Source organism: Flavobacterium sp. WC2409 (assembly GCF_041200085.1).
Taxonomy (GTDB): Bacteria; Bacteroidota; Bacteroidia; order Flavobacteriales; family Flavobacteriaceae; genus Flavobacterium.
Map to the genome: position 1 here is coordinate 836611 of NZ_CP165625.1, position 23341 is coordinate 859951.

Annotated in this window: 24 protein-coding genes; 10 read left to right on the plus strand and 14 right to left on the minus strand. The window is 30.4% G+C overall.

Going from position 1 to position 23341, the window contains the following annotated elements; genetic code table 11:
• Nucleotides 1-48: 48 nt before the first annotated feature.
• Together AB3G34_RS03740 and truA are read right to left on the minus strand one after the other, a co-directional pair.
• On the minus strand, nt 49-1803 hold the full coding sequence (locus tag AB3G34_RS03740; protein ID WP_369753489.1) for an ABC transporter ATP-binding protein: 1755 nt from the start codon (nt 1801-1803) through the stop codon (nt 49-51).
• Between the two features lie 109 nt (nt 1804-1912).
• Complete coding sequence (truA, locus tag AB3G34_RS03745) at nt 1913-2653, minus strand: tRNA pseudouridine(38-40) synthase TruA (protein WP_367768693.1); 741 nt, start codon at nt 2651-2653, stop codon at nt 1913-1915.
• A gap of 159 nt (nt 2654-2812) precedes the next feature.
• On the opposite strand from truA, the gene AB3G34_RS03750 reads away from it, so the two are divergent.
• Nucleotides 2813-3310: a metallophosphoesterase gene (locus AB3G34_RS03750; RefSeq protein ID WP_369753490.1), complete on the plus strand. Its 498-nt coding sequence runs from the start codon at nt 2813-2815 to the stop codon at nt 3308-3310.
• On the opposite strand, the gene AB3G34_RS03755 is transcribed toward AB3G34_RS03750, so the two are convergent.
• The 3 genes from AB3G34_RS03755 to AB3G34_RS03765 all read right to left on the minus strand — a co-directional run bounded on the left by AB3G34_RS03755 (nt 3311) and on the right by AB3G34_RS03765 (nt 6305).
• Nucleotides 3311-5011, minus strand: a complete 1701-nt coding sequence (locus tag AB3G34_RS03755) for an ATP-binding protein (RefSeq protein ID WP_367768698.1) — start codon at nt 5009-5011, stop codon at nt 3311-3313.
• A gap of 68 nt (nt 5012-5079) precedes the next feature.
• On the minus strand, nt 5080-5742 hold the full coding sequence (locus AB3G34_RS03760) for a response regulator (protein WP_369753492.1): 663 nt from the start codon (nt 5740-5742) through the stop codon (nt 5080-5082).
• A 149-nt stretch (nt 5743-5891) separates the two neighbouring features.
• Nucleotides 5892-6305, minus strand: coding sequence for a DUF4293 domain-containing protein (locus tag AB3G34_RS03765; RefSeq protein WP_369753493.1), 414 nt, complete (start codon nt 6303-6305; stop codon nt 5892-5894).
• Between the two features lie 182 nt (nt 6306-6487).
• Here AB3G34_RS03765 and rho point away from each other — a divergent pair, with 182 nt between their 5' ends.
• Entirely contained in the window at nt 6488-8242 is a 1755-nt protein-coding gene (gene rho / locus AB3G34_RS03770) for a transcription termination factor Rho (protein WP_369753494.1), read from the plus strand.
• Between the two features lie 141 nt (nt 8243-8383).
• Here rho and AB3G34_RS03775 read toward each other — a convergent pair whose 3' ends face one another.
• From AB3G34_RS03775 to AB3G34_RS03785, 3 genes are all read right to left on the minus strand, one after another.
• Nucleotides 8384-9649 carry an RsmB/NOP family class I SAM-dependent RNA methyltransferase gene (locus AB3G34_RS03775; protein WP_369753495.1) on the minus strand — a complete coding sequence of 422 codons (1266 nt, stop codon included), beginning with the start codon at nt 9647-9649 and terminating at the stop codon, nt 8384-8386.
• Between the two features lie 139 nt (nt 9650-9788).
• On the minus strand, nt 9789-11750 hold the full coding sequence (locus tag AB3G34_RS03780; RefSeq protein ID WP_367752193.1) for a KUP/HAK/KT family potassium transporter: 1962 nt from the start codon (nt 11748-11750) through the stop codon (nt 9789-9791).
• A gap of 126 nt (nt 11751-11876) precedes the next feature.
• Entirely contained in the window at nt 11877-13187 is a 1311-nt protein-coding gene (locus AB3G34_RS03785; protein WP_369753496.1) for a hypothetical protein, read from the minus strand.
• Nucleotides 13188-13332: 145 nt separating this feature from the next.
• On the opposite strand from AB3G34_RS03785, the gene AB3G34_RS03790 reads away from it, so the two are divergent.
• Nucleotides 13333-14385 (plus strand): oxidoreductase, encoded by a 1053-nt coding sequence (locus tag AB3G34_RS03790; protein ID WP_369753497.1) that lies wholly within the window; start codon nt 13333-13335, stop codon nt 14383-14385.
• Between the two features lie 31 nt (nt 14386-14416).
• Here the strand turns inward: AB3G34_RS03790 and AB3G34_RS03795 are convergent, their stop codons facing one another.
• From AB3G34_RS03795 to AB3G34_RS03810, 4 genes are all read right to left on the minus strand, one after another.
• Nucleotides 14417-14875 (minus strand): sensor of ECF-type sigma factor, encoded by a 459-nt coding sequence (locus AB3G34_RS03795; protein WP_367768719.1) that lies wholly within the window; start codon nt 14873-14875, stop codon nt 14417-14419.
• Between the two features lie 48 nt (nt 14876-14923).
• Entirely contained in the window at nt 14924-15340 is a 417-nt protein-coding gene (locus AB3G34_RS03800) for a hypothetical protein (protein WP_369753498.1), read from the minus strand.
• 33 nt (nt 15341-15373) lie between these two features.
• On the minus strand, nt 15374-15916 hold the full coding sequence (locus AB3G34_RS03805; RefSeq protein ID WP_367752202.1) for an RNA polymerase sigma factor: 543 nt from the start codon (nt 15914-15916) through the stop codon (nt 15374-15376).
• A gap of 64 nt (nt 15917-15980) precedes the next feature.
• A complete protein-coding gene (locus tag AB3G34_RS03810; protein WP_369753499.1) occupies nt 15981-17180 on the minus strand; it encodes an SRPBCC family protein in 1200 nt (399 codons plus the stop codon).
• A gap of 520 nt (nt 17181-17700) precedes the next feature.
• On the opposite strand from AB3G34_RS03810, the gene AB3G34_RS03815 reads away from it, so the two are divergent.
• The gene (locus AB3G34_RS03815; protein WP_367768726.1) at nt 17701-18087 is read left to right on the plus strand and encodes a hypothetical protein; all 387 of its coding nucleotides are present in this window, start codon (nt 17701-17703) and stop codon (nt 18085-18087) included.
• Between the two features lie 111 nt (nt 18088-18198).
• Here AB3G34_RS03815 and AB3G34_RS03820 read toward each other — a convergent pair whose 3' ends face one another.
• On the minus strand, nt 18199-19266 hold the full coding sequence (locus AB3G34_RS03820) for a branched-chain amino acid aminotransferase (protein WP_367768729.1): 1068 nt from the start codon (nt 19264-19266) through the stop codon (nt 18199-18201).
• 308 nt (nt 19267-19574) lie between these two features.
• Here AB3G34_RS03820 and mnmD point away from each other — a divergent pair, with 308 nt between their 5' ends.
• From mnmD to AB3G34_RS03840, 4 genes are all read left to right on the plus strand, one after another.
• Entirely contained in the window at nt 19575-20240 is a 666-nt protein-coding gene (mnmD, locus tag AB3G34_RS03825) for a tRNA (5-methylaminomethyl-2-thiouridine)(34)-methyltransferase MnmD (protein WP_367768731.1), read from the plus strand.
• A gap of 140 nt (nt 20241-20380) precedes the next feature.
• Nucleotides 20381-20578 carry a hypothetical protein gene (locus tag AB3G34_RS03830; protein ID WP_367752214.1) on the plus strand — a complete coding sequence of 66 codons (198 nt, stop codon included), beginning with the start codon at nt 20381-20383 and terminating at the stop codon, nt 20576-20578.
• Nucleotides 20579-20808: 230 nt separating this feature from the next.
• Nucleotides 20809-21006 carry a hypothetical protein gene (locus AB3G34_RS03835; RefSeq protein WP_367752216.1) on the plus strand — a complete coding sequence of 66 codons (198 nt, stop codon included), beginning with the start codon at nt 20809-20811 and terminating at the stop codon, nt 21004-21006.
• Nucleotides 21007-21177: 171 nt separating this feature from the next.
• Nucleotides 21178-21375 carry a hypothetical protein gene (locus AB3G34_RS03840; protein ID WP_367752218.1) on the plus strand — a complete coding sequence of 66 codons (198 nt, stop codon included), beginning with the start codon at nt 21178-21180 and terminating at the stop codon, nt 21373-21375.
• Between the two features lie 16 nt (nt 21376-21391).
• Here AB3G34_RS03840 and AB3G34_RS03845 read toward each other — a convergent pair whose 3' ends face one another.
• On the minus strand, nt 21392-22333 hold the full coding sequence (locus tag AB3G34_RS03845; protein WP_367752220.1) for a LysR substrate-binding domain-containing protein: 942 nt from the start codon (nt 22331-22333) through the stop codon (nt 21392-21394).
• A 95-nt stretch (nt 22334-22428) separates the two neighbouring features.
• On the opposite strand from AB3G34_RS03845, the gene AB3G34_RS03850 reads away from it, so the two are divergent.
• Nucleotides 22429-22902 (plus strand): Dps family protein, encoded by a 474-nt coding sequence (locus tag AB3G34_RS03850; protein ID WP_369753500.1) that lies wholly within the window; start codon nt 22429-22431, stop codon nt 22900-22902.
• 203 nt (nt 22903-23105) lie between these two features.
• Nucleotides 23106-23321 (plus strand): hypothetical protein, encoded by a 216-nt coding sequence (locus AB3G34_RS03855; protein ID WP_367768736.1) that lies wholly within the window; start codon nt 23106-23108, stop codon nt 23319-23321.
• Nucleotides 23322-23341: the final 20 nt, after the last annotated feature.

Genomic DNA, 23341 nt, shown 5'->3' on the forward strand with positions numbered 1-23341 from the left:
AAATTTGTAGGTAAGTATTAAGATTGTCTAATTACAATTTAGTTTTTACTAGTTAGCTACAGAAAATTGAGAATCATATAAATTCTTATAATACCCACTTTCACGATTGATTAATTCTTGATGGGTTCCTTGTTCTACAATTAAGCCTTTGTCCATCACCACAATTTTATCGGCATTGACAATAGTAGCCAGTCTGTGCGCAATTACAATCGAAGTTCTACCTAAGGTAATTGTTTCTGTAGCACGTTGAATCAATTCTTCGGAATACGTATCAATAGATGATGTGGCTTCGTCTAGAATAAGTATACTTGGATTACTTACATAAGCTCTCAAAAAAGCTATCAATTGACGTTGACCAGAAGATAGCATTACCCCGCGTTCTTTCACATCAAAATCATAATTATCAGGTAAACTCATAATGAATTCATGAACGCCAATTTCTTGGGCTGCAGCCAAAACATCTTCTCTAGTGATGTCAGGGTTATTTAAGGTAATATTATTATAAATAGTATCAGCAAAAAGAAAAACATCTTGTAAAACGACTGCAATTTGTTTTCTTAAAGAACCAAGTGTATAATTCTCAATATTAGTATCATCAATAAAAATGGTTCCACAATTAATTTCATAAAAGCGATTCAATAAATTAATGATTGTCGATTTTCCCGCGCCGGTCGATCCTACAATCGCTATAGTTTCCCCTGCTTTTACTTCTAAATCGATTCCTTTTATGACTTCTTCATCGGCGATGTAACTAAAGTGCACCGCTTTGAATTCAATGTTTCCTAAAAATACTGGAGCTTCAATTAGTCCAGTATCCTGAATTTGATCTTGGGTATCAATAATTTCAAAAACACGATTCGCAGCAATCATTCCCAATTGCATCTCGTTGAATTTATCAGCAATCTGACGCAATGGATTAAATAACATTCCTATAAACATGGTGTAGGAAAACAAATCTCCAAAAGTCGTGAAATGATCCCCATTCAATATTTTAATACCACCGTAAAGTACTATAAATCCTAATGTTAGAGATGAAATGATGTCAGCAATAGGGAAGAAGATGGAGTTGTATAAAATGGTTTTTATCCAAGCTTTTTTATGTTTATCATTGATTTCTTTGAATTTTTCTGCTTCAATTTCTTCTCGATTAAACAATTGAACAATTTTCATTCCTGTTACCCGTTCCTGAACAAATGAGTTCATATTGGCAATTTGAGCGCGCACTTCTTCGAAAGCGACCTGCATTTTACGTTGAAAGATTCGGGTTATAAAAACCAAAATCGGCATGGCAACAATTACAATCCATGTTAATTTCCAGTTCATATAGAACATGAAAATAAGGACCACAAACATTTTCATCAAGTCACTGATAATCATAAATAGTCCCTGACTAAAAATACGTGCAATAGATTCGATATCCGAAACGGAACGTGTAACTAGTTGTCCTACGGGCACCAAATCAAAATATTTCATTCTAAAACTCAAGATGTGTTTAAAGAGTTTAGTACGAATGTCTTTCACAATGTCTTGCCCTAGCCAGTTGGCCCAAAAAACAAAATAAAACTGTGAAAAAACCTCACATAAAAGAACGATTCCCATCAAAGTGATGTAAAACAAAAGCCCCTTAGCATCTTCAGTTTGAATGTAATCATCCACTGTTTGCTTCAATAAATAAGGACGCAAAGCCGCAAAAATAGATAAAGAAACCGCAAAGGCAATAACACCATTAAAGCGCCATTGATACGGTTTAGTATATTGTAATATTCTTTTAAATAATCGAGTGTCGAATGCTTTTGCTTTCATTTTTTTTACCTGAATTTAGTTCAGTTATTTGGAGCTAATTCCTGCTTTTCGCTTCAATATTTTTATTTTTTAAAGAAAAAAATAAAAATGATTTCCACTTCAATCAGGGCTATTTAGTTATGTAATCGTAATCTATTTCGGTTAAATACAATCCGTGGGCCGGTACCGAAAACCCAGCTTTGTCTCTGTTCTTGCTTTCAATGATAGTATTAAAATCATCCAGCGTTATTTTATGTAACCCGATATTAACAAGCGTTCCTACAATAGAACGCACCATATTTCTTAAAAACCTATTGGCCGATATTGTAAAAATTAGTTTGTTGTTTTCCACTTTCCAATCTGCTTTGTAAATCGTACAATCAAACGTATTTACATCTGTATTGACCTTAGAGAAACATTGAAAATCAGTATGGTTGAATAGCAATTTTGCGGCTTCATTCATTAAATTAAGATCTAATTTTTGATGAAAGTACCAACTTTGTTCTTGCAAAAAGGCGTCTTTAAACGTGTTGATATGATATTCATAGGTTCTTTTTGTCGCATCAAATCGAACATGCGCTTCTTGGTGAACTGAAATAATATCATAAACAACAATGTCTTTGGGCAAGTAAGAGTTGAGTTTGTGAATCAATTTAGCGATATCAAACGAAGTCTCAAAATCAAAATGGGCATACATCACTTTAGCATGAACGCCTGTATCTGTTCGACCGGCGCCCATTAGATTGATGTCTGAATTAAGTAATACCGAAAATGCTTTGTTTAACGTTTCCTGAACAGAGGAGGCATTTGGTTGGTATTGCCAGCCATGATAAAGAGTTCCGTTATACGCTAATTTTATAAAATATCTCAATTTAATGTGGTCGCAAAGTTTCAAAGAAGCAAAGATACAAAGTTTTTATGTTGAGAAAAGGTTAAATGTGTAAGTTCTGATTGTAAGGATTTATTTTCTTCTTTTTAAAGAAACAAACTACCTTTGTAGCTACTAATTTATCGAAATAGTTCATTCTGAATGAAAAAAATACTCCTCCTATCTGATACACACAGCCATATAGACGATACAATCTTAAAATATGTTGCTCAAGCCGATGAAGTTTGGCATGCAGGAGATATTGGTGATTTGATGGTAACAGATACTTTAAAAAAACTCAAACCATTGCGAGCTGTTTACGGTAATATTGATGATGACAAAGCTCGTTTAGAATTTCAACTTCATAATCGTTTTATATGTGAAGGAGTTGACGTGTGGATTACGCATATTGGTGGTTATCCAGGTAAATACAATCCCAATATTAAAGCGGAAATAGTAGCAAACCCTCCAAAATTATTTATTTGCGGGCATTCTCATATTTTAAAAGTAATCTTCGACAAGAAGAATAATCTTTTACATATGAATCCAGGAGCATGTGGAAAAAGCGGTTTTCATCAAGTGCGAACTATGCTGCGATTTGTAATTGATGGAGATAAAATAAAAGACTTAGAAATTATAGAAATAGAAAAAAGGGTGTAACTATACCTTGTAAGTAATAGGAACATTGATATAGATTGATGTTCCCGATTTTATTTTTGAATGGATTGTTACTTCTCCATCAATATTATTTACTCTAGCTTTAATTTGGTTAAGCCCAAACCCTTCAATTTCTTTATACTCACCAGCAGTGTTAAAACCTTTTCCATTATCTCTTACATGAATGAACAATGAATTATCTCTTTCATCAATGCTTACAAAAGCATTTTTAGCTTTACTATGTTTTATAATATTATTCAATAACTCCATAATTATAAAATACATTTTCATTTCAAAATCTCCATTGTAACGTGTTGTAGTCTCCATTGTACTAGCGTATTCAAAACTAATACTTGAATTTGAATTCTTTTCACATAAATCATTAAGTGCATAAAACAATCCAAAACGAGCCAATAAAGAGGGCAGCAGTTGATGCGAAAGGTCACGTACTTTATCATGAGCCTCATTCAATATTTTTTTTGTTTTAATAATTTCTTCCGACTCAATTTTATTTATGCTACTAAAAACACTCAAGTGTAATCCTGCTGAAGAAAGCAGGGCACTAATATTGTCATGTAAAAATGCAGCTATTTTTTTTCGCTCTATTTCTTGACCGCTAATGGAGGCATTGATAATGTTTTGCTGAATTTTACTTTGGATGTCTTTCAGCTTATTTTTTTCTTTTAATCTATTATTTTGGAAGAAAAAGTAAAAAAGAATAAGAATTAAAAGTAGTATTGAAATGATTATAATACTAATTCGTTTATTTTTAGATTGTTTCTCTAATAGGATTTGTTGCTTAGTCTTATATTTAGTTTCAATATTGTCAATTTCTCTTTTGTATTCATCTATTTGGAGATTTATTCCAGCTACATTTACTTTTTTTAACTTTTCTTGATTGTTGATTTCAACCGTAATTGTATTATAAAGATCTAAATTTTCATAAGCTTTTTTATAATCCCCATTTTTCAATAAAAACCTGGAATATTCTTGATAAGCGAAAGATAAATCTGATTTTTCATTTTCTAATGTTTCAAATTGGATTGCTTTTTTAAAAAAATAATCTGCTTTTTGAGGATCATTTATAGAATTGTAATACATACCATTAAGCATGTTTAGAACTCCTGATAAAGATTTATCACCATATTTAGGATGGTATTTATTAATGAAATTTAAATAGGGTAGGCCTTCGGAAAAATTCCCAATATCAAAATAAGCCCATGTTATGTTTAGTTTTGTAAAAACAATTTCAGCTGAATCTTTTATTCTGGTACTATACTCAAGAGATTTCTTATAATAAGAAATTCCTTTTTGATACTCTTTTTTATCAAAACAATAAATGTTACCAAGATTATTATTCAACCAATTCTTGAGCTGATTGTTATTGGTTCTATTAGCATATAAAATTCCTTTTTGATAATAAAAAAAGGCTTTTTCAAATTCAGCTAGTTCATCAAAATTTGCTGCAATAGTATTGTAGCAAGTAGCAATTAGATTGTCATCTTTGATGGCAATTGCATATTTTAAAGCAATCCTTGATTTGATTAATGATTTTTCATATTTTTCATTTTTCATCAAAGAAGTTGCTTCTTTGGTCATTTTTGTAATTTCATTTTTGGAAGGAAATGTCTCTTGAGAAAATACAATTGTACTGAAAGAAGTTTGCAATAGTAAAAACAATAAAATAAATCTGTTTTGAAACATAAATAAGTTGTGTCGATTAATATAGCATAGTGTTTAAATAAAGATAGAGAAGCTGTTCTAATTAAATTTCACGATTTAATTAATTTGTTTTTAATGGCAAATTTAACTAGGCTAATGGTGTTTTTTGCTTTTAGTTTTTTCATTATATTTTTACGATGTGTTTCAACCGTATTTGAACTAATAAATAATTGTTCGCTTATCTCTTTTCCACTATATTCTAATGCAATTAAGGTTATAATTTCAATTTCTCTACCAGTTAATAGCAAGTCGATAGTAGGTTTGTATTTATTAAGTTTTGAGATATTTTTGGTAGCTGAATTGAATATTTTTTCTCTAACGGTAGTACAAAAATAATCCTCACCGTTTGAAACTGCCTGAATGGCTTCGACTATATTTTCGCCAGCACATTGCTTTGTTAGATACCCACTAACACCAAGCTTCATCACTTCTTGTATAATTTTTAAATCATCATAACTAGATAGAATAATTACTTTACAAGGAAACCCTTTTTCAGCAAATTCCTTGACAACCTCTATTCCGTCTTTTTTAGGCATACTGATGTCTAAGATTAGAATAGTTGTATTGTTGTTAGTGACGTCGTCATATAGTGTGCTTCCATCCAAAGAAAAACCTACAACCTCAAAATTTGAGATTGTATTTAATAAAGTTCTCATCCCATCAATGAGAACTTGATGGTCGTCAGCAAGGTGTATCCTTATTTTTTTTGTCATATTATAGTTAAACTGTATTCAAATTTAGGAAAAAAAAACTACTTATCATTTATAAGATTTTATTTATTAAATGCTTCTTTTTGAAGCACAAAAAAACCCGAACTGTTACATTCGGGTTTCCTTCGCACTAATAAACTAAGTTTATAGGTTTACCTCAATCTGTCCACAGATTTTACAAGATCTTCATCCTTTTTGATGGCCTTATTAGCCAAGACTAATAATACGATAGCAATAATAGGTAGAAACATCCCAATACCTTTCTCAGAAACAAGAACTGTTTCTCCAGATACATTTAATGAACGATATACAAATAATCCTAATAAAATTAAATTTAATATCATATTCAATCTGCCAACGACAAATTGATTCTGTCTTTTTTTATACGAAACAATACTTAATACAGTAAGTGTTGTACTTAATCCCAATAAAATTACATAAATCTGGTTTTGCATAAAGAAATATTCCTTTCCGTCATTCATTGTCCATAAAGGAAATAAAAAAGGTAAAATCCCAGTAACTACAAAAGCTAGAATTAAATAAATCGTCTGAATTCTCTGTATCATTGTTTCAATTTGTTTTACAAAAATATATTTTCTTTTTTTAAAATACTATTGTATCATTAAATTTTATTCGTATTATTGCATAACAATACCGTAAGCACTTCATACTGCGGTCAATTCAAAATAAAATATTTACTACCTATCTTTTATAGTATTACCAAATTAATTAAACTCATAGAACATTCATGTTTGATATTTCTGCATTAAAAGAAATGAAGCTTTCTGAGCTTCAAGAAATCGCTAAGTCAGCTAAAACCATAAAGTTTAATGGTGTTAAAAAAGAGACCTTGATTGGGTCAATTTTAGAACATCAAAACAATACTGTTGATTCAACATTAGATAAAAATTCGGATGCTCCAGTTGAGGATAATAAACCTAAAAGAGCCCGTATTCTGCCAGTTAAGAAGGTAGCTATTCAAAAAACTACAAATAAAACTATTTTTAAAGAAGTAGCTCCTGTTGAAGCTGATCTTCAGATTAAAGTAGAAATGCCTGCGGAGGTAATTGCACAAGTTGATGCAGTTAATTCGCAAACCGAAGATGAAAAAGATAATGTAATTCCAGAAAAGAAAGTAGGTAAGGTTATTAAGTTTAATAAATCAGCTTACGAAAAGAAAATAGCTTTAAAAAAGGATAAAGAAGAAACAAAAGAAGTAGTTGTTAAAGACGAAAATAAAGAAGTAGCTGAAGAAAATGTTTCAAAAACAGATGCTACTGAAGTTGCTCCTCCTGCTAAAAAAATAAATCCAAATCAATTAAATAAACAAAATCAAAACCCTAATTTTAAAAATAAAAAAAATAATTTTAGAGATTCAGATTTTGAATTTGACGGAATAATTGAAAGTGAGGGAGTATTAGAAATGATGCCTGATGGCTATGGTTTCTTACGTTCTTCCGATTATAATTACCTAGCTTCACCGGATGATATTTATTTATCAACTTCACAAATTAGATTGTTTGGTCTAAAAACTGGAGATACGGTTAAAGGGGTGGTACGTCCTCCAAAAGAAGGAGAAAAGTTTTTTCCTTTAGTTCGTGTGTTAAAAATTAATGGGCATGATCCACAAGTGGTTCGTGATCGAGTTTCATTCGAACATTTAACGCCTGTTTTTCCGTCAGAAAAATTCAATTTAGCCGAAAGACAAAGCACCATTTCTACTCGTATTATCGATTTATTTTCTCCTATAGGAAAAGGACAACGTGGTATGATTGTCGCACAGCCAAAAACGGGTAAAACCATGTTGTTGAAAGAAATTGCAAATGCAATTGCTGCCAATCATCCCGAAGTATATTTAATTGTTTTACTAATAGACGAACGTCCAGAAGAGGTTACGGATATGCAACGTAGTGTACGTGGTGAAGTAATTGCTTCTACATTTGATAGAGAGCCACAAGAACACGTTAAAATTGCTAATATTGTACTTGAAAAAGCAAAACGATTAGTAGAATGTGGACATGATGTCGTGATTCTATTAGATTCCATTACCCGTTTAGCAAGAGCATATAACACAGTACAACCTGCTTCAGGTAAAGTATTGAGTGGAGGAGTAGATGCTAATGCTTTACAGAAACCAAAACGTTTCTTTGGAGCCGCCCGTAATGTAGAAAATGGAGGTTCATTAAGTATCATTGCAACTGCTTTGACTGAAACTGGTTCAAAAATGGATGAAGTTATCTTCGAAGAATTTAAAGGTACTGGTAATATGGAATTGCAGTTGGATAGAAAAATTGCTAATAAACGTATCTTCCCAGCCATTGATTTAACTTCTTCAAGTACAAGACGTGATGATATGTTGTTAGATGAGAAAACGTTGCAAAGAATGTGGATCATGAGAAAATACCTTTCTGATATGAATCCTGTTGAAGCAATGAGTTTTATAAACGATCGTTTTAGACAAACGAAAAACAATGAAGAGTTTTTAATTTCGATGAATGATTAAATTCAGATTAAAGAGAATAGAATAAAAAAGATATAAAAAAAGTCCTCGAAATTTTCGAGGACTTTTTTGTTTTTGCTTCTTTTTACAATAAAAAATGCCTTCATTATGAAGGCATTTTTTGTTATTTAGAAGGAAATAATATTAGGCTTTTGCTTCTTTTATTTCTTTTACTTTAACTTCTTTTGGTGTTACTTCTTCTTTTCTTTCTAAAAGTGCCATGTAAAAACCATCAAAACCAGATTCATGTGCTAGAATTTTTTGGTCTTTTATAAAGTTAAATTCTTTTCCTATATCCGTTGTTAAAAATTTAGCTACTTGCTCTTGATTTTCTGAGGGTAAAACAGAGCATGTTGCATATACCAGTTTTCCACCTGGTTTTACAATTTTAGAATAACTTTCTAAAACTTCTGCTTGTACCTTGCGGATATTGTCAATAAATTCAGGTTGTAATTTCCATTTCGCATCAGGATTTCTTTTAAGAACTCCTAATCCACTACAAGGGGCATCGATCAATACTCGATCTGCTCTTTGGTGTAATTTCTTGATCACTTTAGTAGTATCAATGATACGGTATTCAATATTGAAAGCACCATCGCGTTTTGCTCTAATTTTTAATTGCTTTAATTTACTTTCATATAAATCCATAGCAATCAATTGTCCTTTGTTTTCCATCAAAGCAGCAATATGCAATGTTTTTCCTCCTGCACCCGCACAAGTATCTACAACACGCATTCCTGGCTTAACATCAAGAAAAGCAGCAACAAGTTGTGAATTGGCATCTTGAACTTCAAAAAAGCCTTGTTTAAATGCATCAGTCATGAAAACATTAGCTCTTTCTTTTAATACTAAAGCATCTGGTTGGTCTTTAAGGACATCGGTATCAATGTCTAAATCCATTAAGATCGCTCTTAATTCTGTTTTAGTAGTTTTTAGAGTGTTTACTCTTAGAATAACTTTAGCAGGTTGATTTTGAGCTGTGATTTCTTTTGACCACACTTTTTCACCTAATTCTTTTACTCCCATTTCATCCATCCAGTCAGGAATAGATTCTTTAAGGGCTCTTACTTTTGATAATTCATCAAAACGACCTTTTATTTTTCTCTCAGGAGTTCCTTCCAGTTGACGCCAATCAGGAATTGGGTATCCTCTTAATACTGCCCATACTGAAAACATTCTCCAAATATTATCTCTGTCAAATGGCTCTTTTACTTCTGCAATTTCTGCATATAATCGTTTCCATCGAACTACTTCGTAGATCGTTTCAGCAACAAATTTTCTATCTGAGCTTCCCCAACGTTTGTCTTTTTTTAAGGCTCTGGCAACTACTTTATCCGCATATTCTCCTTCGTTAAATATTGCATTTAAGGAATCTATAGTAGTGTAAACTAAATTTCTGTGTAATCTCATTTTTATTAATTGAGGTGCAAAGGTAGTATTAATTGATCGAAAGTTAAATTTTAAATAATGAATGTTGATTTTATATTTTAAACAGCAAAAAAAACACTGTTTAAAGACAGTGTTTTTTAAAATTCAATATAAATTGATCTTATTTAACTCGAGTTAACCCGATGTTTTCTGGAGCATGAAGCACCATTGGGAATTTTTCTATTTTAACGGAGCTACTGTCTAGTCCAAAAGCACTTTCTTCAGATAGACTTAGTTTTTTAATTAAGAAATAAGAATTCATAATCAATTTTTCATGCCATAATAAATCACTGTCATTTGAAAGGAATTTTTCAGATAATACAAATTTGAAATCCCCGATAATGTTATTCTTATTTAAAGATTCATATCTACTAGTGATATCTACTTCTCCTTTTTTAACCATATCCTTAATTACTTCCTTGAACATAAGGCTGATTTTAGTAGGTTCTCTAAATCCTAAATTAAAATCTACACGGTATAAATCATCTTTAATAATTTCGCTTACTTTGTATTCTGTTTTATAAGGCTCTGTCAAGATGTTTACATGGACAAACCAATAGATATCAGCTCTTTTTGGTCTTTTTTGCAAAATAGAATACATCACTTTTTCTTCAATCTCATCCACACGATTTGCATTAGTCATATACACTAAGTGTGTTGCATATTTTGGAATGGATAAATCAGCGCTTAATTCCTTCAACACTTTTTTGTAATCATCTATTTTTACAATTTTAGTGTAGTTTTTATTAATTTTTTTAGCCAAGTACCAAATGGTCATAATTGAAATCAGTACCATAGCAATGATTAAAGTTACATAGCCACCTTCAGAAAACTTTGTTATGTTTGCTGCTAAAAAGCTTAATTCAATTAATAGATAGATGGTTATCAATGGTACTATAAAATATAATTTTACTCTTTTCATAATTAAATAGAAATTAAGTAAAATAGTAGTCATAATCATACATAAAATTATCGCTAATCCATAAGCATGCTCCATATTGCTGGACTCTTCAAAATGCAAAACTATTCCAACACAACCAAAAAACAACAACCAGTTTATAGAAGGGATATACAGTTGACCTTTTAATTCAGTAGGATACTTTATTTTTACTTTTGGCCAAAAATTCAATCTCATCGCTTCATTTATTAAAGTAAATGAACCGCTAATAAGGGCCTGAGAAGCAATAACAGCTGCTAATGTTGCAATTACAATTCCAATAGGTTGAAACCAATCGGCCATGATAAGATAAAATGGATTTCCATTAGATCCTCCTAGACTTTGTAATGTTTGTCCTTCATGGTGAATGAGATAAGCTGCTTGTCCAAAATAGTTAAGTACTAAAGTTGTTTTCACAAAAATCCAACTTATTCGGATATTTTTTCGTCCACAGTGGCCCATATCTGAATAAAGTGCTTCAGCTCCTGTGGTACATAGGAATACAAACCCCAAAACAAAAAATCCGTCTGGATGAATGGATAGTAAATGATATGCATAGTAGGGATTAAAAGCTTTGAATACTTCAGGGTGTTTCGTAATTTGGATTAATCCAAGAATTCCAAGCATGCTGAACCAAATAAGCATCATAGGGGCAAAAAACTTTCCTACTAATTTGGTACCGAATTGCTGAATAGTGAAAAGGACAAATAAAATTCCGATTACAATTGGTATGGTGTTTATTTCTGGATAGTACGTTCTAATACCTTCTACAGCAGAAGAAACAGAAATGGGCGGGGTAATTATTCCATCAGCCAGTAGTGCGCTTCCACCGATAATAGCGGGGACTATGAGCCATTGTATTTTGGTTTTTTTGACTAAAGCATATAAAGCAAAAATTCCTCCCTCACCATGATTGTCTGCGCTTAATGTAATAATTACATATTTTATCGTCGTTTGTAATGTCAGGGTCCAAAAAACACATGATATGCCTCCTAAAACTACATCTGCATTAATAATATGATCTCCAAGAATGGCTTTCATTACATATAACGGGGAGGTCCCAATATCGCCATATATAATACCTAATGTAATTAATAAACCTCCTAAAGTTAATTTTGAATGTAAATTTTTATGCGAAGTGCTCATGTATTATTTTTAAAAAACACGACAAATTTACTCTTTTTAAATAAATTAGGGCTTTTTTTTTCGAAAAAGACATAAAAAAACACGGTGTTAAAGCACCGTGTTTATAATTTTGAAGAAGTGTTCTTTTTAAGACCTTCTATTGTTTCCTCTTGAAGAATTGTCTCTTTGTGATTCTGTTCTTTGTGGAGCTGATTGTCTTGAAGAATTTCCTCTGTTTTGAGAAAAATCCCTTTGGGGTGTGGCTTCTCTTGAACTATTACCTCTCGAAGAATTGTCTCTTTGCGGTGCTGTTCTTTGCGGAGCAGATTCTCTTGAAGAATTGTCCCTTTGTGGCACTGTTCTTTGCGGAGCAGATTCTCTTGAAGAGTTGTCTCTTTGGGGTGCGGTTCTTTGTGGAGTTGCTTCACTAGAACTATTTCCTCTTGATGAATTATCTCTTTGTGGCGCTGTTCTTTGTGGAGTAGCTTCCCTTGAAGTGTTTCCTCTGTTTTGTGAATAATCTCTTTGTGGAGTAGTTTCTCTAGTGCTATTTCCTCTTGATGAATTATCTCTTTGAGTTTCTGTTCTTCTTTGTGGACTAGCATCTCTTGAAGTGTTTCCTCTGTTTTGAGAATAGTCTCTATCTGTATTTGTTCTTCTACCGGAGTTTTCTCTAGATGAAGTAGTACTATTTCTAGAACTGGTATTTCTAGTTCCTCTTCTTTGATCTAGTTCATAACGATTCGTCACATTTGAATTTCTTCTATTAAAAGCATAGTCAGGATGTTGTCTTTCATATCCGTTTGAACGTCTTGAGCTATATAATACAGCAGCTTGATTACTTCTTCTATAGTTTACGTAGTTATAGTTATTATTGAAGTTTAATGAAATTTGAATATTGTTTCTATATCTGTATACTGGATATGGATTCCATGCATAATAATATGAAGGATAAAAATTCCAATACCAATTTGATACATAAGGACGGTAGTTGTAGGACCAAAAAGAAGCATATATTGTTGGAGTGCTATAATATACTGGTTCGTAAATGTAATTTGGACCATACATGTATTCATTTCCTACAACTTGTAAATGCACATTGTTGTATCTGTCTTTTTCTACTTCAATTGTAGCTACATCTTGATAAACATCACGATCAAGTACTGATTGAATGATTACAACGTGAGTTCTACCTTCTACGGTTTCAATGACACGCAAGTAATCAACTTCGTTATCATTATTTAAATCTAAATTTGAAATTTGAAGCTCAGGATCATTTAACTGTCTCTCAAAATCTTGAAGATCTCTTGAGTCACCAAAAATATCGGCAACAGCTCTCAAATCTAAATTATCGCTAATTTCATTATTCATGGCATTAACTCGCGCTCTATTTTGAGCTTGCATTTGCATTGCAAATAGGGAAGTTAATAGGGTTACTATTAGTATTTTAGTTTTCATAACAAGTTTATTTAAGTATTATATTTTTTAATTATCCAATTACTGTGCCAATAAAATTTTAGAGCAATTGCTATTCCTATAATTAATTGTATTTTAGCTTTTATATAATTCGATTATAATGAGAAATGTGTTTTTTATTTTTACAATGTTTTTATTATTAAATTCTTGTAAAACAGTAGGTTATGATATAGAAAGTAAGGATAAGACTATTTATACTTCCATAAAGATTGATACTTTATTTCAAGACAATATCAGTATTCGATCCGTAATTATTGATGCAAATAAAATTTGGTATTCCGCTAATAATTCCAGATTTGGTTTCTATGATTTGAAGAAAAAAGCAAAGTTTGAAAAGAAGATTACCAACGATTCTTTAATGTTAGAATTTAGGAGTGGAGCCCAAACTCAAAAAAACATATTTTTATTGACGGTTTCTAATCCCGCTTTGCTTTATAAAGTATCAAAAACGGAATTAAAAACAACATTAGTTTATCAGGAGAACCACGAAAAAGTATTTTACGATAGTATGCAGTTTTGGAATAACCAAGAAGGAATTGCTATAGGAGATCCTATTGATGACTGTCTTTCCATAATTATAACTAGAGATGGTGGTAATACTTGGAGTAAGTTAAACTGTAATCAACTCCCTAATGTGGCGGAAGGAGAGGCTGCTTTTGCTGCTAGTAATACTAATATTGTTATTAAGGGAAATGCTACTTGGATAGTGACTGGTGGTAAAAAGGCAAGAGTTTTATTCTCTAATGACAAAGGGTTAAGTTGGAAAATTTATGAAACACCTATTGTACAAGGGAAGGCAATGGCTGGAATTTTTACAGCAGATTTTTACGATAGTAAGAATGGTTTTATTTCAGGAGGGGATTATGAGTCTCTGAATCAAAATTATGGAAATAAATCAAGAACATCTGACGGAGGTAAAACATGGAATTTAGTAGCTGAAAACCAAGGTTTTGGTTATGCTTCTTGCATTCAGTATGTACCACATAGCAAAGGGAAATCATTGGTGAGCGTTGGTGCATCAGGAATTTATTACTCCTATGATAGTGGAAATTCATGGAAACAACTAGCATCTGATCCATCGTTATTTACTATTCGATTTATCGATAACCACACGGCAATTGCAGCTGGAAAAGATAAGATGATCCGAATTAAATTTATAAAAAAAAACCCTAAACAGTAATGTTTAGGGTTTTAAATAAAGTAGTAAATTATTAATTTCTATTACCTCTATCTCTATATTGGTGTAGCAGTTTTCTATTAAAATTCTCTTCTGATTTTCGAAGTTTTAGAATCTTAACTGCTGGAAGAATCTCTTTTAAATCTCTAACAAATTTTTTGCGTAATAGATATAATTCTTCATCAGTGCCCTCCATTTTGTTTAATAAATTTAAGGCTTCTTTTTCGCTGATCTTATCTAAAGCTGCATCATTAATTTGATGCATATAGGATTTCATTTTTTGATGTCTTATTTCAAATTGGGCGTCATCATAGGTGTTGTAAACAGGCCAGAATTTTTGAGCTTCTTTGGTCGTTAAATCTAGTTCAGTAGTTAGAAAAGCTACTTTTAAGGCTTTTATTTGCTCTTTCTTTTCTTTCATATCTGCACTTTGAGCATAAAAGTGAAATGAAGTAAAGAGTAGGAGTATTGGGAGGATTTTTTTAAAGTTCATTTTTTTTAATTTTATATTATAATTTGCATTTTATTGTAGCACTTCAAGCTACTCAATTATAAAATGTTCTAAGTTAGCATTATCAACAAGGATGTCTTCGATGGTTTTTTCTTCTAATGTGACTGGAGCATCTATTTTATCAATATCTTTTGCATCCAATATATTTATTAGATCATATTGATTAACATTTGTTTGGTAGCTTAAGTAATTTTCTAACGTTGTTTCATCTAGCTCTGTCATCGTATTTACTTGTGTTGTATTTAGTATCGGAATCATTAAAGCAATTACAAATAAAGCCGCAACCAACATAAAAATAGTATTTCGTCTTTTGAAAAAAGGAATTACTTTTGGTTCATTATGTGGTAATTTCAGTAATAATTCAGCTGAAAATTTTTCAAAGTAATGGTCTGGAGTTTTAAAACCCGTTTCAATCTTAGTACTATTTTCTAATTTAAATTCTTTCATGATATACGTTAGACTTAATTTAATTCAAAAGGTTTAATTGCTTTTTACAAAGGATTCAATTTTCTTAACTGCATGATGATATGATGCTTTTAATGCTCCCACTGAGGTGCCTATTATTTCTGATATTTCTTCGTATTTTAGTTCTTCAAAATATTTCATTTTAAATACTAATTGTTGCTTTTCGGGAAGGGTAGCTATCGCTTTTTGTAATTTTATCTGAATTTCATCGCCATCAAAATAGACATCTGCTTGTAAATTGTCAATGACTTTATTTTGTAACGCTTCGGATGTGATTCCGTTTTTTTTAGCCTTTTGATTTAGAAAAGTGAGAGCCTCATTAGTTGCAATTCGGTAGATCCATGAAAATAGTTTGCTATCTCCTTTAAAGTTTTTTAAATTTTTGAAAACTTTTATAAATGTATTTTGCAAAACATCATCCGTATCATCATGGTTTAAAACGATATTTCTGATATGGTTATAAAGTGGTTTTTGGTATGTTAACAAGAGTTTTTGAAATGCTTCATTTTGCATTTTTGGGTTTAATAACTGTTGTATAAATTCCTGTTCTTCGGGCAAAATAACTATTTATAGTATTAGAATAGGATTTAGCCAAAAGGTTTAATCCATTTCTTTAAAAAAATTAAAATTCAGATTTTTCTTCTTCTTTAGTTTTTAGAACAGGTACCTTTTTTGGTTCTGTATTTTTAACTGCAGGTTTATTGATTTTTACCGGTTCTACTGTATTATTATTAGATACAGCTGGTATAGTTTCATCTGGAGTAGAATTTACTGGTGCTTGGTAATACGTTTTTTTAGGTTCTTCTTTAGGGATAAATGGAATGTAAATTTCTGTAATCCATTTTGAAGGATTTTTAATCTCCGTTTTATTGATAGTATAAATTTCGATATGCGAAATTGCTGGATTTGGGGTAAGTTGGTTTTTATTTAGAAATTCAACTGCTTTATCATATCCTTTTTTAACATGCGATATATCACCAGTTAATGTCGTTTTTACTGCATCAAAAGGGTCCAGTTTTCCGGATACAATATCGCTTCCTTGACTTATAAATATTTCTTTTTTAATAGGAACACAAATTGATATTTTTGTCAACTGGCTTACTAAATCATAAGTATGGTAAATTATAAAAGGCTTGCCATTCACGGGGATATCATTTTGCTCACAAAAAGCAATTATTTTAGGGATTACAATTTTAAAATTTTTATTCACTTTAGCGATTTCACTTGTGAAACTTTGACTCAAATAAAATAGTTCTGGTTTTTTTGTTAATCCATCGACTTTTATCGAAAAAGTATTTATTTCATAGTCAAGTGCTTTGTCTAAGTTTACTAGACTTTTTTCATACATGGTGCCTATAACTTTATCAATTCCTCCGTTTAAGGCGGTGTATATTTTGAAAAGGAAACTCATTTTTCCTTCACTTTTCCAAGTTACTTTAGTTCCACCTATAGTATCTTTAAAATTCCAATAAATAGAAGATTTGGTTCCGCTAAAGTCCATTTTTTGAGAAATACTGTCATTTTCTTTTGAATAAAGCGTTTGCATGGACCCATTTCCATCTTTTCCTTCCCATGTATACGAAGCACCATTACCAATTGTATTTTGAGGATACTGTAGTTTCATTTCTGGATCTTCGGCAATCCATGAACCAAAATCAGCCCAGTTTCTATAATCATTTACATAAGTAAACACAGCCGCTTTTGGAGCATTAATAATTTTACTCCTTTCAACAGAAAAATCACCTTTTTGGGTGGCAATAAAAATCGACAATGCTACAAAACTTAGTAATAGTAAAAGAAATATATATTTTAAAATCCTCATAATAAATTGATTGTTTTCTGATGTAAAGTTAGATATTTTATTAATATGCTATACTAATTATGAATATATTATACTATGTCCTATTTTATTTATTTAAATAGGAGGCAAAATTACGAATAATTGTAATTTGTTACTTAAATCTTACAAGTATTTATATTGCTATAAAAATACTTGGAAATTTTGTTTTCAATTTGAAAACAAAAAATGCCTGCAAATTAGCAAGCATTTTTTATATTTCTTAAAAAAGATATTATCGTTTGAAAAATACTTTTATAGCAAATAAAATTCCAATAAAAATTAGAAAACCAATTAAGATTTTATAATTTCCTTTGTAATATACTTTATGCAACTTTAAATCTTTTCTATAAGCATAGATCATTGCAATAACAAAAGCAACAAAAAATAGGCCTGCAAATACTAATTGTCCTTGACTAAACATAGTTTAAATTATTTTGGACAAAAATAGTTAATTGTTTAAGAATTGTTACTAATTTGCCTTTTCATTTGTAAAATAAAAATCATGCAGAAACAAATTGATTCAGTTAAGGAATTTCATACAGCATTTAAAATTGGACATAGTGAATTACCAATTGCCGATTTGGGTGAAGTGAAAAATACACTTCGCTATCATTTAATGAAAGAAGAGAATGAAGAATACTTAGAAGCAGTTCAAAATAATGATTTAGTAGAAATTGCTGATGCTTTGGGAGATATGATGTATATCCTTTGCGGAACTATTATTGAGCATGGATTACAACACAAGATTGAAGCCGTTTTTGATGAAATTCAACGTTCTAATATGAGTAAATTAGGAGAAGATGGAAACCCTATTTATCGTGAGGACGGAAAAGTGATGAAGGGACCAAATTATTTTAAACCAGATTTTTCAAAAATTCTGGGTAAGTAATAGTAAAGTTATTCCAGTTTAGAAGTTCAATTCTACTTATTAGAATTTAAAATAGAAAAAAAGCGCTTTTCAATTAATGAAAAGCGCTTTTTTAGTGCTATGGTTTTGGTTTTATACTTTAACGGTCCAACCAAATGTGTCTTCAGCTAATTTGTGCTGAATGTTAGTTAATTTATCCTTGAGTTGAGAAGCATATGAATTTTCTATTTTAGGCAATTCATAATATTCATCACGATATGAAAACCCGATGATTGGGTTTACAACTGCTGCAGTTCCAGCGCCAAATATTTCTTTTAAAGTACCATTTTTTGAAGCTTCAACAAGTTCCGAAACAAGAACAGGACGTACATCAACTGTAATACCTTCTTTTTGTGCTAAATCGATAAGACTTTTTCTAGTGATACCATCAAGAATTCTTTCGCTTATAGGAGCAGTAAGTAAAGTGTCATTTATTCTAAAAAACACATTCATTGTTCCTGCTTCTTCCAGTTTAGTATGTGTTGCATCATCTGTCCAGATTACCTGTTGGAAACCCTCTTTATTAGCTAAACTTGTTGGGTAAAATTGGGCAGCATAATTACCAGCAGCTTTAGCAGCACCAATACCACCATTAGCAGCTCTACTGAAATGTTCAGCAATAAGTACTTTTACTTCTCCTGAATAATATGATTTAGCAGGAGATAAAATAATCATAAACTTATAATCATCAGATGGGTTTGCAATTACCCCTTCCCCTGTGGCAATCATAAATGGTCTGATGTATAATGTATTTCCTTTTCCGGATTTTATCCAAGCTTTATCTAATTTCAATAATTCGTTAAGACCATCCATGAAAACTTCTTCTGGAACTTCTGGCATTGCCATTCTTGAAGCAGAGTGATTGAAACGGTTGTAATTTTCATCAGGTCTAAAAAGCCAAATGGCATCATTATCATCTTTGTACGCTTTCATACCTTCAAAAATAGCCTGACCATAATGGAAGACTCTTGCAGAAGGATCTAGTAAAAAAGGAGCATAAGGCTTAATTACAGGTTTTTGCCATTCTCCATTTTTAAAATCACATTCTAGTAAATGATCCGTGAATACAGATCCAAAGCTTAAATTTTCAAAATCTACTTCGTTTATTTTTGAAGTTTGTGCTTTAATTATTTCAATTTTGTTAGTTTGAGTGGTACTCATAATTATGTTTTTATTTTATTATATTTTTGAATGCAAATTATTAATTGAGTTAAAAGAATCAATTAATCGTAGTTTCAACTTTATTTGATGCAAAATTAAATAAAAATCAATTAATTACTTGCTAAAATAACATTAATTGTCGCTTTTAATTGTGATTTATTTATTTATAAAAAAACCGAAATAAAAAGCTCCTATTTCTATTAATTATGTAACAAACAGTAGCGTTTATAAACTAACTTTCTTAGTTTTTGATTAATTTTGGCAAAAGTAAATCACATAAATTATTTAATAATATCAAAAACAATATTTTGAATAGAGAAATTATAAAAACTTTAGATGGTTCTACTACCATACACATAAAAGAATGGGATGAATGTTATCATTCAAAGCATGGAGCAATTCAAGAAGCGCAACATGTTTTTATAAAAAATGGTCTTTCGTTGTTTCAAAATAATAATGTATCAATTTTAGAAATTGGTTTTGGAACAGGTCTTAATGCTTTCATTACTTTTTTGGAAAGTAAAAAAATGAATCAAACAATTGACTATGTTGGAGTAGAAGGGTATCCAATATCTTCTGAGGAGTTACTTTCTATGAATTATGTAGAGGAGCTTAATGCCAGTTTAGATAAGTCTGTTTTTGAAAAAATGCATCAGAGTAAATGGGAAGAAAAAACGGTTTTAGATACCCATTTTTCGTTAGTTAAAAGGCAACAATTTTTTACGGATATAGAGGATCAAGACAAATATGATTTAATTTATTTTGATGCTTTTGGATATAGGGTGCAGCCCGAATTATGGAGTACAGCTGTTTTTAAAAAAATGTATGATGCTCTTAAAAATAATGGTGTTTTAGTTACTTATGCGGCTCGAGGAGTTGTAAAAAGGAGTATGATTGAAGTAGGTTTCACTGTTGAAAAACTGGAAGGACCCCCTGGAAAAAGAGAAATGTTTCGTGCTAGAAAGTCAGAATAAGAATATTTTAATAAATTAACATAAATTTTAAACATGAAATAATATTCAAAAATATACGTTAATATTAAAAGTTATATTTATAAAAAATGTACTTTTACAATAAGTTAAATAATAATCTAACCTAAAATTCTTAATTAATTATGTCGAAAATCATGTTTGATTACACAAAATCAATATTAGAAAGAGTAAGTTTTGATCCAATGCTTTTTTGCAAAGAATTAGAAAAAGCAATTAAAACATTGTTACCATACGAAATGGAGCAATTGCGAGAATGGTTATTTAATTTTATAATAGAAAAACCGGAACTAAAACAATGTTTACTAATCGTAAACCAATAAATAGTAAAAAGGAGCCTAATAGGCTCCTTTTTTTATGGTTTTAGTTTTTATTATTTTATTTAATTTGTTTGTTATTTTTTTTACATTGTAAGTTTTTTAATAAAAATAAATGACAATTATGTATTTAGACGATGTTTAATGTATTTTGTCGTTATTTTTGGTTTAATTCAATTTCGTATTCTTTATATTTACAGTATGTTTATTTGATAACTTTATAAATCTTATTTGTTATGTCTAGAATGATTTACGATTACACAAAAGAGGTACTTGAAAGAGTAAGTTTCAATACAGAGCTATTCATCAAAGAGCTTAAAAAAGCGGTTAGAAACTTATTGCCTTATGAAATAGAGCATTTAAAGAAATGGCTAGATTTTTTCACTTTTGAAAAACCAGAATTACAAAAATGTTTGTTTATAGTAAATGAATAAAAAAAAGGAATCCATTTTAATGGATTCCTTTTTTTAGTTTTTGAAATAAGTAAATGTTTTGAAGTAGCTATGATTTTATCCAAACTTAGTGCACTTTGGCCTGTCTTTTGTATTAAAGGAAGTATAGATTTTTTTATCAAATGAAATCAGTCACTCTTTAAACAATTTACCATGTCTAGATTAATCTACTTTTATACTAAAGATTCTCTTGAAAAAGTCAGCCTAAACCCTGATTTGTTTACTAAAGAATTAAAAAAGGCGTTAAAAAATTTATTGCCTTATGAAATGGAACATTTAAGAAACTGGCTTAAGTTTTATACGAATATGAAGCCAGAATTGATAAAATGCGTTGCTATAGTTTGCGAATAAAAGGGGTTACTATTGTCTATTTCTTTTGAATTGGACTAATAATTTCAACATTTTGAAAAACAATTGCCCCTTTTATTACTCCTGCAATGGTGCTTCTTAATGCATCAATTATTTGAATTTTTAATTCGCTTTTTGGATATATTAAACTCACTTCGCGTGCCGGCTTTGGTTCTTTAAATTGGCGGAGTTTTATTTTATCTGAATCTTTTAGATCTAATGTATGCAAATAGGGAAGTAGTGTTGTTCCTAAACCTTCATCCGCTAATTTTATCAAGGTCTCAAAACTCCCACTTTCAATTTGGAAATGATTGAATTCATTTTTAGCGGTATGTTTACATAAATTTAATATTCCTTCTCTAAAACAATGCCCGTCTTGCAATAACAATATTTCGTCTAAATTTAAATCAGAAACTTCAATTTCTTCTTTTTGAAAATGGTGATGACTTTCAGGAATGTAAGCGACAAATGGTTCAAAGTATAAAACAATTTCTTTGATTTTTTCTTCCATTAATGGAGTCGCTGCAATAGCCGCATCTAGATGGCCATTATTTAGTTTGGTAATTATTTCCTCCGTATTAAGCTCTTCTATAATAAGTTTTACTTTTGGATATTTTTTTATAAAATTGTTTAAAAACATAGGTAGTAAAGTGGGCATTATCGTTGGGATGATTCCCAATCTAAATTCCCCACCAATGAACCCTTTTTGTTGTTCTACAATGTCCTGAATTCGATCGGCTTCATTAACAATGTTTTTAGCTTGATTGACAATTTTTTGTCCAATATCAGTAAGCTGAATCGGTTTTTTTGTTCTATCAAAGATCTGAATACTTAATTCTTCTTCTATTTTTTGGATTTGCATACTCAAAGTAGGTTGGGTAACAAAACATTTTTCAGCAGCCAAAGTAAAATTTTTATGTTCGGCTACTGCAAGGACGTATTTTAATTGTGTAATTGTCATCTATAGTATTTTATGATGCAAATATAAAAACAATCAATTTAAGTTATAGTATTTTTTTCTGTTTTATAAGGTAAATTTGGATAAAATTAAAAATTATGAAAATGAATATTTTAGGTTTACCAATTAAAGAGTCACAACTAATAGTAAAAGAATTAAATGTATTACTTTCTAATTTTCAAGTTTATTATCAAAATTTAAGAGGGATTCATTGGAACATTAAAGGAAAGCGTTTTTTTGATTTGCATATTAAATTTGAAGAATTGTATAATGACTCCCAATTAAAAATAGATATGATTGCAGAGCGTGTCCTTACACTAGGGGGAACACCTCTACATACATTTGAAGATTATATAAATAATAATCAACTTATTGTGGGGAAAAATATTTCCAATGATGAAAAAGCGATTCACTTAATAGTGGATTCTTTATCTCATTTACTAAAAATTGAAAGAGAAATTCTCAACAAAACGGGTGAAATTAATGATGAAGGAACGAATGCTATGATGAGTGATTTCATTTCTGAACAAGAAAAAACAATTTGGATGATGCAAGCTTGGCTAGAAGAATAGATTAGTATATATTGAATGATAAACGCCCAGTTTTAAACAAATTAATAACTGGGCGTTTTTTTATTATGTTAAAATTTTATAAATTTTTTTGCACATAGTTTTTATTTTATAAGTTATGCCTTATTTTTGCAACCATGAAGTTAATAGCTCGTTTATTATTATTCTTATTTATTGCTTTTCTATCCACTCCTACTATAGTTAGGATGATAGAGAAATCTTGTGATACCTCAGTAATTTTTAGTATGACCGAAGAGGAACATGCTAAAAAAGAATTTAAAGTGTTTGATTACTATAGTGAATTACAAGATGTATCTTTATTAAGTAATTATAATAAATCTAGTTTGATACTTTCTGAAAACTTGTCAAAGCATGATAAAATTAGTGCTAGTATCTTTTCCCCTCCGCCTGATTTGGCATAATATTTCCGATTAAATTTTAA